We start from the raw sequence: 14465 nt of genomic DNA on the forward strand, positions 1-14465 counted from the left end.
CAGGGGAAAACCATGTTCATCCACTCACCGCGCTGCATGCGCTGGCAGCTCTTCGCCAGTGTTTTATTTTTCGCATTGCCGCTGCTGGCCAGCGCCGCGCCGTGCACGCCGACAGCAACGCCGTGGCTCACGCTGCGCATTACCGCTGGCGCGATGAGTGCCGCAGCTGATCGCACCACGATCGTGCGCGTGCATAACGATGGCTGCACCGAACTGCATCGTCCGAAATTTCTGCGCGCGTCCGGCGACTATCGGCTGAGTTTGCCCGCCACTGAAATTGCCGCCTTGCACATGCAGGTATCGAGCGATGTCTTGCGCGGTTTCGATGAACACCAGGTGCGTGCGACGATCGACGCCGCACAACCTGCGCAAGGCGCATCGCAAGCCGCACTCAAGCCGCAATTCGCCGGCCAGCCGCAACGTCTTGCGGTGATGGATGGTGATCGCTACGAGCTGAGTTGGAACGATGCCGGCATTTCGCGCAGCGCGAGTTGGGTTGGTCTGTCCGATGATGCACAGGCCTATCCCGATATCGCTGCGTTGCAGATATTCGACCGCGTTTCGGCATCGCTGCGAAGCCTTGTCACGCGTGACGATGCGACAAAAGTCGCGGCGGCTGCGCCATGAATCGCGTCTGGCGCAAGGTCGCGATAATCGCCGCGTGCATGATGCTCACCGCTATCGCGCACGCAGGTGCATTCATCGGCAGCAACAACGGTAATCCTGATCTGATCCTGCATGCGCTCGGCTACAACGGCGCTGGCGGCGCGGTGGAACCGATTCGTGTTTGCCTCGACATTCAGGCCAATCAGGCGATGGCGGTTCAGGCCGAACCCGCATTGATCAAGGCGATCGCGACGCTGAATCGTTTCCGCTCGCTGCCGGATCACAACTTCGGTTTTGACAGCGCCTCTGAAGTTGGGCCGGATCAACTCGATTTTGAATCGGTGATCCTGCACGAGTTGCTGCACTCACTCGGTCTCGGACATCCGAATCTCGCCGACGAATCCGGTTTGCCATCACCACAAAATCAGGCCACCAAAACTACATCCGGCACGAACCAGAGTTATGACGTCAATGCCGGTGCCGATGGCGTTTACGGCTCGGCTGACGATACTCGCGGCGACGATGTGAACCTGCATTGGTATCAGCGTTACGTGAACAATCCCGGCGTGCTGGCCGATGTGATCGACACCACGACGATGGCGCGCACGCTCAATTATCTGCCCGCGGGTCACAGCTTCGCCACGAACGCCGATCGGTATGTGATGGCCGCGCTCGGTTACACCGATGTCGAAGCGATCGTGCATCAGGGCGCGCGCCTCGGCGAATCGCAGCGTCATCTCGCGCATGACGATATCGCCACGTTGCGTCTGGCGCAGGCCGGCGTCGATGGCATTGCCGGCACCGCAGACGACTACCGCATGTCGCTGATCTACAGCGGTCGCCAAGTCGATCCGCAAGGCTGGGCCTGTGAGATCGCGCTGCGTTTCGATACGGGCACGTCGCTGGCAACAACGACGGTCGGTTCGTTTCAAATGTCTGGCAGTACCAATCACTGGGGCGTTTATTACGCGCGTACCGTGGCCAACCCGAACGTCAACTGGTATTTCACGAGCGGCCCGAATACGCAGGTGGCCATTCTTGCGGTGTCGCCCGAGCTGAGTCTGCAGCAGCAACCCGTGAGCGTGCAGGTGCAAGTGAACAAAACCGCGGGCAGCACACTTGCGGGTTATCCGCAGGGTGTCGTCGAAGTGCGTGATGGTCCGCGCAGCGATGCGGCCACGGCGTATTGTTCGATCACGCTGGCGGGCACAAATGGCGAAACCGGGCAGTGCCAATTGACGCCGCAACGTGCGGGCAACAAAACCATCGTCGCCGATTATCTCGGCTACGCCGGTTTCGACGGCGGCAGCGCAAGTGCAGCGCACGTCGTGAACGGAACCGTGTCATTCGCCACAGCAAACGCGACGCCGAATCCGGCCGCTGTCGGTGTGCCCGTGAATATCCAGTGGACGTTGCTACCGAACGGCGGCGCATTGCCGGCCTCAGCAACAGGCACGGTCACCGTCAAAGAGGTCAGCGATTGCGCAACGCCCGCGCCGAATGCGGAAGTCTGCTCGGCGACCTTGCCCGCGAATCAATGCACGATCACGTTTACCAGCGCAGGCAGCAAGTCGTTGAGCTTGTGTTATTCCGGCGACAGCGCGATCGCGGCAGCACAGGCGCCGTTGGGCGTTCAGGTAAATGCCGCACGCGCGACGACCACGACGATCGTGAGCCATACACCTGATCCTGCCGCGACGCTCGCACCGATAACGGTACAGGCCAGCGTTGCCGAATCGCCAGCACTCGGCGGTTTTCCGTCCGGCGCGATAACGGTGTTGGACGGTGCGGCAGGCGATCCGTTGACTGCGACTTGCTCGATCACACTGGCCGGCAGTTCGGGCGAGATCGGTACATGCACTTTGGTGCCGCTGCGGGCGGGCAGTAAAACGCTCACGGCAAATTTTGCGGCGCAAGGTCTGTGGGCCGCGAGCACGGCATCGACGACGATGGCGACACGCAGCTTTTCGATTACGCGCAATGCGCCGAACATCAGTCGATTGCATCAGGGCGTGAGTGTGAGTATCGGTCTGGATGTCGCTGCATATCTTGGTGCACCGGCGCCGACTGGTACGGTGACGATCAGCGATGGCGCGGGTCAATGCCAGATCGTTTTGCCGGCGACCGAATGCCTGTGGAGCGGCAGCAATGTCGGTCTGCGCAACCTCAGCGCAACGTGGCCGGGCGATGCGAATTACGCGGCGATGACATCAGCGCCGGTGATCCAGAATGTCGTTGCCGATTCGTATCCGCAGCTGCTGTCGTTGTCGCGCACGGCGTATGCGGACAGTGATGGTGCATCGTCCGCATCATCGCTGGCGATGAGTTTTGACGGTCGTTATGTGGCCTTTGCATCGAGTGCCGATCAGCTCGTGAATGGCGACAGCAATGCGGTCGCAGACATCTTCGTGCGCGATATGCAGACCGGCAATATTCGTCGCGCCAGCACCAGCACGTTCGGTGTGCAGGCGAGCGCTGCGAGCGCCGAGCCGGCGATCAGCGCCAATGGGCGTTATGTAGCTTTCACCTCGCTCGCCGGTAATCTCGTTGCAGGCGATAGCAATCAGGTGCGCGACGTGTTCGTCAAGGATATGTCCACGGGTGCACTCGTGCGCGCATCGCTGCGCAGCGACGGCAGCGAGGACACCACACCGAACGAATATTATTCTATGTCTCCGGCACTCAGCGCTGACGGTCGTTATGTCGCGTTTGCCGCCTCGGGCAGTCTCGTGCCGAGCGACGGCAACGGCTTTCCCGATATTTATGTGCGCGATCTTGTGACCGGCCAACTTGATCTGGTCTCAAGTGACAGCAACGATATCGTCGGCAGTTTTCGCAGCTTCACGCCCGCGATCAGCGCCGACGGTCGTTACGTTGCGTTCGTATCGCAGTCGTTCAATTTCTCGCCGTTGGGTGTGAACGCCATGACTGCGATCTACATCAAAGATCGTCTCACGCGCAAGCTGACGATGGTCAGCGCCGCCGCCGATGGCACGCCGGCCAATAACTACAGCTACGAGACTCCGGCGATCAGCGCCGACGGCAATCTGGTCGCCTTCATGTCGCTGGCGCAAAACCTCACGGCTGGCACCACCTTCAACGACTACCGCATCTTCGTCAAAAACATGACCACCGGCGCGATTAGCCTTGGCTCCGCGCAAGCTAACGGCGTCGCCATCTCGCCGGCGCACAATCCGACGATGAGTGCCGACGGTCGTTATGTCGGCTTCAGTGTGCAGCAGTACACGCCGCTCATGCGGCTGGATGTTTTTATCAAGGATCGCCAGACCGCAGCAATCACGCGCGCCAACCTTGGCCCCAGCGGCGCGCTGGCACTTGGTGGTGATAGCGACGTGCCGGCGATCAGCGGCAACGGACGATTTGTGGCGTTTCAATCCGCCGCGACCAATCTCGTCGCCGCCGACAACAACGGCCTCACCGACGAATTTGTGCGTGACTTGCAAACGCAGACAACAACACGCATCAGCGCCATCGATGCTGGCACACGCAGCGATGGCGCGAGCGCCGAGGCGAGCATCAGTCGTGACGGACGTTATGCCGTTTTCAGCTCGCTCGGTAGCGGTCTGGTTGCAAGTGACAGCAATGCCGCGAGCGATATTTTTGTCGTCGATCGCAACACCTTGCTGCCGCTGCGTATGAGCGTCGATGCGAGTGGTGTGCAGGCGAACGGCGCCAGCGATTCACCTGCGATCAGCGCCACTGGCGCGTGGGTGAGTTTTCGATCCAGCGCGAGCAATCTGGTCAGTGGTGACAGCAACGGCGGCGCCGATATTTTTATCAAGAATATCGCGAGCGGTACGATCAGCCTGGTCAGCACGTCGAGTATTGGCGCGCAGAGTGCAGGCGGGGTGATTCTCGGGCCGACATCGCTCAGCAGCGACGGCAACCTCGTCGTGTTTCGCGCCAGCGATGGCAGTCTGGTCGCTGGCGACAACAACGGTTTCGAGGATGTGTTCGTCAAAAATCGCAGCAACGGTGTCACGAGTCTGATCAGCGCGAGCGCGAGCGGCACGATCGGCAACGGCAACTCGGTGCAGGCGGTGATCAGCGACGACGGCACACGCGTGGTTTTTGCCAGCGACGCGAGCAACTTCGCAGCGGATGACAGCAACGGTGTGCGCGATATCTATGTCAAAACGCTCGCGAGCGGCGCGATCGTGCGTGCCAGCAGCGATGCGAGCGGTGTGATTGGCAACGCTGCGAGCAGCGATCCGTCAATCAGCGCGGATGGTCGTTTTGTCGTATTCGCCTCGGCCGCGAGCAACCTCGTCGCCGGCGATACCAACGGCAACATCGACATCTTCGTCAAGGATCTGAACGACGCCAGCATCACGCGCATCAACACCACGGCCGCCGGCGCGCAAGGCAGCGGCGGTGATTGTGCGACGCCATCGATCAGCAGCGATGGTCGATACGTCGGTTTCATTTGCGCGCAGAGCAATCTGGTCGCGGCTGATAGCAACGCGTTCGCCGACGCGTTCGTCAAGGATCGCCAGACCGGCGCGATCACACGCGTGTCGCTGAGCGCAGCCAATGTGCAGGCCGATGGACCGAGCGCGGCGAGTGCGCGTGCGATCGCCGATGCGGGCCTGATGCTGTTTACCTCGACCGCGGACAATCTGGTCACCGGCAATGCGCAGCGCATCGGTGATGTCTACATCAATCGTTATGCGAGCCTGACGCTGAGCACCACCACGACGATCACGGCGCAGACGCCGAATCCGGCGCAGATCAATACGGCCTACAACGTTACGGTGGGCGTTACGCGCATTGCGGGGGCGAGTGCGATCACGGGCAGCGTCAGCATCGGCGAAGGCGCGACATTCTGCATCGCGACGTTATCGGGCAGCGGCGCGACCGCGACCGGCCAATGCGCGTTGACCTCGACCAGCATCGGCGCGCGCCAGCTCAGTGCGAGTTATTCCGGCGATGCCAACTACGCCGCGTCGAATGCTGCGGCGGCGGTTGAATCGATCATCGATACACGAGTGCCATCGGCACCGATGATCGGCATCGCGATCGGCGGCAATGCCAGTGTCAGCGTGAATTTCAGCGCGCCGACGAGCGAGGGCGGCAGTTCGATCAGCGGCTACACCGCGACCTGCGGTAGCGCGAGTCAGAGCGGCTTGAGTTCGCCGATCACGGTCAGCGGATTAAGCAACGGCATAGCGGTTACGTGCAGCGTGATTGCCAAGACCAACAACGGCAGCGGCCCGGCATCGGCGCCATCGAATTCGGTCGTACCCGCGGCGGCGCCGAGCGCACCGACCGCGCCGGTCGCGACGCGAGGCAACAAGCAGGTGAGTGTGGTGTTCAGCGCGCCGGTCAACAACGGCGGCAGCGCCGTACTCGACTACACCGCTTACTGCGGCGGTATGGCACAGACCGCAGCAAGCTCACCGATCATTGTCGGTGGATTGAGCAACGGCATCGCGGTGAGTTGCTCGGTCATCGCGCACAGCGCAGTCGGACGCAGCGGACCTTCGCTGAATTCCAACACGGTGATTCCGGCCACGATGCCCGATGCACCGACCAGCGTGATCGCGATACGCGGCAATACGCAGGTGTCGGTTGCATTCACCACGCCGGCCAACAACGGCGATGTGATCCAGAGTTATTCCGCACAATGCGGCAGCAAGACGCAGATCGGTTCGACATCACCGATCATCGTTGGCGGACTGAGCAACGGCATCGCCGTGACCTGCTCGGTAACCGCAAGCAACAGCATCGGCGCAGGGCTGCCATCGTTACCATCCAATAGCGTGACACCGGCAACCATCCCCGACGCACCGCAGCTGATTGCGGTCGCGCCGTCATCCGGCCAGTTGCATCTGCTGTTCAATCCGCCAGCGCAGAACGGTGGCAGCGTGATCAGTAGTTACAGCGGCATCTGCACGCCCGGCACCCACGCGGTGAGCGGCGCAAGTTCACCGTTGACGCTGGCGAGCCTGAGCAACGGCACCGCGTATACGTGTGTCGTTATCGCGATCAACAGCGTCGGTGCCAGCATCGCATCGAATGCGCTCGGCGCCACGCCGCAGTCGTCGAGCAACCTGACGATCAGCAACAGCAACGGCGCCGATTTCCTGCGCGGCGGCGGCAGCACGAGCTACCTGATCGACGTGACCAACAACGGTGCCGATGCGATCAACGGCGCCCACGTGCTGGATACACTCGGGACACAGTTCAGCCAGATCAGCTGGATCTGCAGCGGCACCGGCGGCGGCACCTGCACGGCCAGCGGCAACGGCAGCATCGATACGCTGGTGAATCTGCCGGCGAGCGGGCAGGTCAGTTTTCTGCTGAGCGCCACCGTAGCGACGCTGCCGGAAACTCCGCTGAGCAATACGGCAACAGTGACGGCGCCGGATAGCACGATCAGCACCGCGACCGACGGCCCCGATACGATCGGCATCTTCCGCAGCGGGTTTGATTGATCTGTCGCGCGGATAAATCCTCGTCCAGACCGGCGTTGCGATGACAGCTACGCCGGTCTGGTGAAATTTGATCGTGCCGACGTGAATCGATGCACACAAGCCATCACCACGTTTCCCACAACTTATCCACAGTTTGGCCACAGACTTTTCCCATGCGGTGAGACGCGGCGGTGCGTATGATGGCGCGCTCCCGCTGCAGCTAGTCTGGATCGTCCATGGCCGCGTTTTCTGATCGTATTCCCAGCAATAATCCGCGCATCGAATCGTTGCGCGTGCCGCCGCATTCAGTCGATGCCGAACAGGCCGTGCTCGGCGGACTCATGCTTGCGCGCGAGGCGTGGGACAAGATCGCCGATCGCATCACCGATGAGGATTTTTATCGCAAGGATCACCGCCTGATTTTTCGCGGCATCGGCGAGCTATCGAACAAGGGCATGCCGTGTGATGCGGTCACGCTGGGCGAGTGGTTCGAAACGCAGGGCATTGCCGAACTGGTCGGCGGCTCGGGCTACATCATCCAGCTCGCGAACACCACGCCGAGCGCGGCGAACATCGTCGCGTATGCGGATATCGTGCGTGAGAAATCGGTGCTGCGGCAACTCATCGATGCGGGTACCGAAATCGCCACTGATGGTTTCCAGCCCGAGGGTCGCTCGACCCAGGAAATTCTCGAAAGCGCGGAGCAACGCGTGTTCCGCATCGCCGAGGCCGGCTCGCGCGGCAAGCAGGGTTTTGTCTCGATGCGCGGCGCGGTCACGGATGCGTTCAAGATTCTGCAGGCGCGTTACGAAAACCAGGGCAGCATCACCGGCATGCCGACCGGCTTCACCGATTTCGATGAAATGACAACCGGCTTGCAGCCGTCCGATCTGATTATCGTCGCCGCGCGCCCGTCGATGGGCAAGACTGCGCTGGCGATGAACATGGCCGAATACGCCGCGCTCAAAACCAAAAAAGCGGTCGCGATTTTCTCGATGGAAATGTCTGCCTCGCAGTTGGCGTTGCGTCTGATTTCCTCGCTCGGCCGCATCAACCAGCAGCATCTGCGCACCGGTGATATTCAAGAAGAAGAATGGCCGCGCGTGACCTCGGCGATCACGCTGTTGTCCGAAGCGAAAATCTTCATCGACGATACGCCGGCGCTGTCGCCGATAGAATTGCGCGCACGTGCGCGTCGTCTCGCGCGTGAGCACGATCTCGGCATGATCGTGATCGACTACCTGCAGCTCATGCAGGTGCCCGGAAACAAGGAGAATCGCGCCACGGAAATTTCAGAAATCTCGCGTGGAATGAAGGCTCTCGCCAAGGAGCTCAATGTGCCCGTCGTCGCCCTATCGCAGCTCAACCGTTCGCTTGAACAACGCGCCGACAAGCGTCCGATGATGTCCGATCTGCGCGAGTCTGGTGCTATCGAGCAGGACGCCGACGTGATCGTGTTCATCTATCGCGACGAGTATTACAACAAGGATTCCGCCGAAAAAGGCGTCGCCGAAATCATCATCGGCAAACAGCGTAATGGTCCGACCGGTTCGGTCAAACTCACGTTCCTCGGGCAGTACACAAAGTTCGAAAACTACGCCAGCGATTCGTACGCCGGCAGCTTCGAGTAAGCGCGCGTGAGTCGCGCCGCGTTCGCCACGATTCATCTGGCCAGTCTTCGACACAACCTGCAACGCGTGCGCGAACTTGGCGGCGGCGCGAAGGTGATGGCGGTGGTCAAGGCCGATGGTTACGGCCACGGACTCGAACGTGTCGCGCGTGCATTGGCGAGTGCGGATGCGTTTGGCGTCGCCGCGATTGCCGATGGCTTGCGTCTGCGTGCGGCCGGATTTCGTCAGCGCATCGTCGTGCTTTCCGGCCCCGATGAAGCGGCTGATCTGGCCGAATTGCGGCGCCTCGATCTCGATGCGGTGATCCATCATGACAGTCAGGTGGCGTGGCTCGAAGCGGATCGTGATCCGCGCCCGATTCGGGCGTGGCTCAAGATCGAAAGCGGCATGCATCGGCTTGGGTTTGCACCCGCGCGCGCCGCAGAAATGTATGCGCGATTGCGCGCGTTAGCGTCGATTCGATCCGACATCACGCTGATGACGCACTTCGCCGCATCCGATGAATTCGACAAGCAACTCACTGCTGCACAGATTGCCGTTTTTGATGCAGCAGTGAGCGATCTTCCGGGCGAACATTCGCTCGCCAATTCGGCCGCAGTACTCGGCTGGCCTGCCGCGCGTGGACAGTGGCTGCGAACCGGTGGGCTGTTGTACGGATTGTCGGTGGTCGATGGCAAAACCGGCGAAGATTTCGGTTTCCAACCCGCGATGACTCTGTCGAGCAAACTCATCGCCGTGAATGATGTACGCAAGGGTGAACACATCGGTTACGCCGCAACGTGGCAATGCCCCGAAGACATGCGTATCGGCGTCGCCGCGATCGGCTACGGCGACGGTTATCCGCGCAGCGCTGCATCCGGCACGCCGGTACTCGTGAACGGTCAACGCGCCGCAATAGTTGGGCGCGTATCGATGGACCTGATCACGATCGATTTGCGCAACGTGCCGAACGCGCAGGTCGGTGATGAAGTCGTGCTATGGGGGCGCGATTTGCCAGTCGAAGAAATTGCCACACACGCCGGCACGATTTCCTACGATCTCACGTGTGGGATGACCAAACGCGTGCTGTTTGTCGAGGATGATAGTGCGGTTTGAGTATTGGCGAGTCTAAGTATGTTCATGATAAGTGTCGGTGATCGCTAAGGTTGTCAAAGCGCTTAACCATTTGAAAAGATTAATAAAATCTAATTTCCTTGGCGCGAAAGCGCCAGCAGGTGACAGCTTAAGCGAAGATATTGGAATTTTTGACAACGAATCCGAGCGATCAAATATTGCCGCCTGTATCGGTCGTCATGATCAGCAGTTACGGTAATCCCAGCCCGCATCCTGCGTATGAGCAACTCCGCTCCGCTGGTCAAGCGACGACCGGCTGCTCTCGGCCAGTAGCGGCCGTTCGACGCAGGCATTTGAACGCCACTGGCGACCTAAATCGCGCACCGGTATGGCTACTTTCAACTGTCCGCGCTAGCGGAGTAGAACCCGGGGCATGAACGCGAAACCCGTCGTTGTCGTCAGGCGGCTTGGCCCACCAGTCGAAGGCTGGCGAAGATATCGAGAGTAAGCGAACATGGGCGCGCAGGGCACGCGCGTCTCGCGGCATCGGAAGGCAAACCGGCAAGGATCGATAATGTCCACACTCGCACAGCCCTACGTTCCCCTCACTCTAGAACACCTTAATCGCAGCGGCTGGCGCGACATACTAGTTGGCAACATAGAAAACGGGTATTCGCGCGCGTGGCAAGCGCTATCAAACGCATCCCGGACGGCCGCCGAGGAGGGTGATGAGGGGAGGTCTCGCGCGTTATGGGCGCTAGCGGATGCATGTTCGATGATGCTAGTACCCGCATCTCCCATCGCGCCGTTTCAGGCACGTTGCCAGACGCCTACGGGTCGCAGTGCCCTTCCAGGCGATTTCTCTGCGGAAGAGCTGGAGGTTCTTGGCGAGTTCGTCGAGCAGGTGGATGAGCCGTGGCTGCGTGCGCGTCTCGCAGACCTCGTCTGGTTTCAAGAACGCCCACGGAAGGGCGCAATGCTCTTTACAGCGGTCGATGCGTATCGTTCGGTGCTCCTCACCAAAGAGTTGTGGTTTGCGGGCGCCGGCGATGGCTGGCGCCGTGCACTGGGCCTAGCGCGAATGGCAGGCGATAGCGCCCGATCGAGGGCGAAAGAGATGGAGGCAGCATTGCTTTCAGCGTTCGACATTGGCGACGAAGAACCACACTGGAAGCTGCGCGTCGCCGAGCTCATTTTCGACGCTGGCTTGGCCGATGTTCGACGACCTGCAATTGCGAATAGTCTGGTGGAGATGGGTACGCGAATCGGACTCTCGGGCGACGGCTTTCTTGCAAGAGATGCATTTGCGCTCGCGCGTGGCTTCTTCAAGCGTCTCCGCGACGATACCCGCTCCGCAGATATGGGTGCCGCCATTGCCGAGTCTTGGGTGGCGGATGCCAACGCCAGAATCAGTGGAAGTATGCCCAGCAACATCGCCGCTGCATCATTCTTCGAGAACGCGATCCAGACATTCCGAACTGTTCCGCGGCGCGAACGTGCTCGCCTCAACATCGACGCGCGTCTCCATCAAGTACAAGCGCAGCTCGGAGAGGCCGGCGCGCAAGCAATAACGGAGATGACTGCCATCAGCACGCCCTCGATCGACATCGCGGAGTTGATAGACCACTCACGAACATCGGTCAGCGGTAAAGAGCCGCGTGAGGCACTGAAAGCGTTCGCAGGGCTTTATCTCGGGCCAAATGTAGCCAAGCTACGAACCGACGCAGAAGCAAGCGCCCGGCGCTTCTCTCTCTCTTTCGTCTGTTCGGTACCACAAGCGTTAGCCGTGATGGACGCGTCATCGCTCGCCAGGCAGGCGGAAACTTAGGAGGCGGTGAGGACAGCGAAGAACAGCTCCTCGCTTCGATGATTCGAGACCATCAAATGATGGTAGCCCTAGTCATTGAGGGCCAAATGCTTCCTGCCATCGATATCCTGCGCGCCGAGCACACGTTCACCCTGCAGGATTTTGTAGATCTGGCAGGGGCATGCCCTCTTATTCCGCCGGGGCGGGAGGGCTTGGTCGGAAAGGGGTTGCTGGCCGGGCTCAATGGCGACTTCGACGTGGCTCTGCACCTCCTCTCCCCCCAGGTGGAGCATTTCGTTCGCTTCCATTTGAAACAATCTGGGGTCTTGACGACGCGCGTGGATGCAGCGGGCATTGAGAATGAGATCGGGTTGAGCAGTCTGATGGACTTGCCAAGCGTGGACGATGTGCTGTCAGCAAACCTAGCATTTGAAATCCGCGCGATGTTTTGCAATCCGCATGGGCCAAACTTGCGGAATGATGTGGCACACGGTTTGTTAGACGATAACCAAGCCAACTCTCTTCCGTCCGCATACGCGTGGTGGATGGTATTCCGGTTGGTTTTCGTCTCGTGGTGGAATAGCAGGCGACCCGCGACGCCAGGAGGAAGCGCCGACGCGGCGCCGTAGAATTCGGTATTGAGGAAGAGCCTCAATGGTCGATCAGGTCGTTTGCAGCCCGACTGTAAGTTTTTGACAGCGTAAGCGATTGGGACAGGGTTTGCGAACAAATGAGAACCTTAGCGATCACCGACAAGCGCCAGACCTCAGTCCTGAAATTACGATCATTGTCGTTGTCTCACGACCATTTAAAGACTATATTCGGTCTCATCTTTCGCGGGCTACAGTCATGCGCTATTCATCCCAGGTCAAGCCGATCAGTTACCTCAAGGCCAATGCGGCTGAAGTATTGCTCGATCTGGCTGAGCGCCGCGAGCCGCTGGTGATTACCCAGAACGGCGAAGCCAAGGCGGTAATTCAGGATATCGCCTCGTATGAGCAGACGCGCGAGACGCTGGCCTTGTTGAAGATTCTTGCGCTCGGCAATCAGGAGGTCGAGGCTGGACGTGTGACACCTGCGACAGAGGTGATTTCGCGCCTGCGTGCCAAACGAGTTATCCGCTGATGCGCTACAAGGTGCTGCTGACTGCGGGGGCAGAGCGCGACCTTGAAACGATTCACGACTACATCGCCGAGTACGATTCGTCAGCCGCGGCCACGCGTGTGCTGGACCGACTGGAAAAAGTTGTCGAGATGCTGGCGAGCATGCCGGAGCGCGGCAGTCATCCACGCGAATTGCTGGCGTTGGGCATTCACGAATATCGGCAAACTGTTTTCAAACCGTGGCGTGTTATTTATCGTGTGGTCGGGCGGCACGTATATATTTTTCTGATCGCCGACGGTCGGCGCGATCTGCATGGCTTGCTGACCCAGCGACTGCTCGGCGCGTGAGCGCGACGTTCAATTCAATCGCCAAGGAATTCTTCGATGGCCAAAGACAAAACGGTTTACGTGTGCAAGGAATGCGGCGCCGAGCACAATAAGTGGCAGGGGCAGTGCGAGGCGTGTGGTTTGTGGAATACGCTGACTGAATTTGTTGTGACGGTCTCGCGGCCGGGCCCAGCACCACGTGCGGCCAGTTACGCTGGCGGCGCGGCGGGTGCGGCGCAGATCACCGAGTTGGCCAACGTTGCGCAGAGCGAAGAAGTACGCACACAGGTCGGCATCGGCGAGCTTGATCGTGTGCTCGGCGGTGGCCTGGTCGAAGGCTCGGTGGTATTGATCGGCGGTGATCCGGGCATCGGCAAATCCACGTTGTTATTGCAGATGCTCGGCGCGCTCGGCACGCGCATGCGCGGACTTTACGTGACCGGCGAAGAATCTCTCGGACAAGTCGCGGCGCGCGCGCAGCGCCTCGGCTTGCCGCTGGAACCGCTGCGCTGCTTGACCGAAACCTGTGTCGAAAAAATCCTCGGACTCGCGGCGAAAGACAAACCGCAGATCATGATCATCGATTCGATCCAGACGATCTGGACCGATACACTCACCGCGGCGCCGGGTTCGGTCAGCCAAGTGCGCGAAGCCGCCGCTCGACTCGTGCGTTTCGCCAAGGAAAGCGGCACCAGCGTATTTCTGGTCGGCCACGTCACCAAGGAAGGCGGCATCGCCGGGCCGCGCGTACTCGAACACATGGTCGATGCGGTGTTGTATTTTGAGGGCGAGGCCGGCAGCCGGTTTCGTGTGCTGCGCGCGTTCAAGAATCGCTTCGGCGCGGTCAATGAACTCGGCGTGTTCGGCATGTCGGAAAAAGGTCTGAAGGAAGTGCCGAATCCGTCGGCGATTTTCCTCGCCACGCACAGCGCACCAACGCCGGGCAGTGCGGTGATGGTGACACGTGAAGGCACGCGACCGCTGTTGGTCGAGGTGCAGGCTCTGGTCGATCAATCCTCGCTGGGCAATCCACGTCGCGTCACGCTCGGCTTGGAGCAGAATCGCCTCGCGATGTTGCTTGCCGTATTGCATCGCCACGGCGGTGTCGCGGTCTACGATCAGGATGTGTTCGTCAATGTCGTCGGCGGCATTCGCGTGCAGGAAACCGCAGCGGATTTGCCGGTGTTGCTGGCGGTGTTGTCGAGCCTGCGCGACCGCCCGTTGCCGGAGCAGATGGTGGCATTTGGTGAGGTCGGATTATCCGGCGAAATCCGCCCCGTGCCGAACGGCGAGGAGCGCCTGCGCGAAGCGGCCACGCATGGTTTCAAGAAGGCGATTGTGCCACGCCAGAATGCACCGAAAAAAGGCAAACTCGGCGATCTGGAAATTATTGCGGTGGATCGATTGAGCGAGGCGTTGGCGGCGGCGCAGTGAGCAGGTCAGCTTTTGGTTCTTCCGGAGCTACTACAGCTCCGATTGTTGCGAAGATAAGTAAACCGAC

9 protein-coding genes are annotated in these 14465 nt (G+C 60.3%); all 9 read left to right on the forward strand.

Going from position 1 to position 14465, the window contains the following annotated elements; translation table 11 throughout:
* The first annotated feature begins 12 nt into the window (after positions 1-12).
* The 9 genes from ELE36_RS06465 (at position 13) to radA (ending at position 14398) form a co-directional block, all read left to right on the forward strand.
* Positions 13-627, forward strand: coding sequence for a hypothetical protein (locus ELE36_RS06465; RefSeq protein ID WP_129832290.1), 615 nt, complete (start codon positions 13-15; stop codon positions 625-627).
* Positions 624-7064: a DUF11 domain-containing protein gene (locus ELE36_RS06470; protein ID WP_129832291.1), complete on the forward strand. Its 6441-nt coding sequence runs from the start codon at positions 624-626 to the stop codon at positions 7062-7064. The genes ELE36_RS06465 and ELE36_RS06470 overlap by 4 nt, the downstream gene beginning before the upstream one ends.
* A 215-nt stretch (positions 7065-7279) precedes the next feature.
* Positions 7280-8674, forward strand: coding sequence for a replicative DNA helicase (locus ELE36_RS06475; RefSeq protein WP_129832292.1), 1395 nt, complete (start codon positions 7280-7282; stop codon positions 8672-8674).
* Positions 8675-8680: 6 nt separating this feature from the next.
* On the forward strand, positions 8681-9769 hold the full coding sequence (alr, locus tag ELE36_RS06480) for an alanine racemase (RefSeq protein ID WP_129832293.1): 1089 nt from the start codon (positions 8681-8683) through the stop codon (positions 9767-9769).
* Positions 9770-10301: 532 nt separating this feature from the next.
* A complete protein-coding gene (locus ELE36_RS06485) occupies positions 10302-11555 on the forward strand; it encodes a DUF7380 domain-containing protein (RefSeq protein WP_425480896.1) in 1254 nt (417 codons plus the stop codon).
* Between the two features lie 86 nt (positions 11556-11641).
* Positions 11642-12163 carry a DUF4209 domain-containing protein gene (locus ELE36_RS06490; RefSeq protein WP_165371504.1) on the forward strand — a complete coding sequence of 174 codons (522 nt, stop codon included), beginning with the start codon at positions 11642-11644 and terminating at the stop codon, positions 12161-12163.
* 220 nt (positions 12164-12383) lie between these two features.
* Positions 12384-12659, forward strand: a complete 276-nt coding sequence (locus ELE36_RS06495) for a type II toxin-antitoxin system Phd/YefM family antitoxin (protein ID WP_129832296.1) — start codon at positions 12384-12386, stop codon at positions 12657-12659.
* Positions 12659-12985, forward strand: a complete 327-nt coding sequence (locus ELE36_RS06500; RefSeq protein ID WP_129832297.1) for a type II toxin-antitoxin system RelE/ParE family toxin — start codon at positions 12659-12661, stop codon at positions 12983-12985. Before ELE36_RS06495 ends, ELE36_RS06500 begins: the two co-directional genes overlap by 1 nt.
* 36 nt (positions 12986-13021) lie before the next feature.
* Positions 13022-14398, forward strand: a complete 1377-nt coding sequence (gene radA / locus ELE36_RS06505) for a DNA repair protein RadA (protein WP_129832298.1) — start codon at positions 13022-13024, stop codon at positions 14396-14398.
* Positions 14399-14465 lie beyond the last annotated feature (67 nt).

Origin of the sequence: Pseudolysobacter antarcticus, from assembly GCF_004168365.1 — a bacterium.
GTDB classification, from domain to species: domain Bacteria; phylum Pseudomonadota; class Gammaproteobacteria; order Xanthomonadales; family Rhodanobacteraceae; genus Pseudolysobacter; species Pseudolysobacter antarcticus.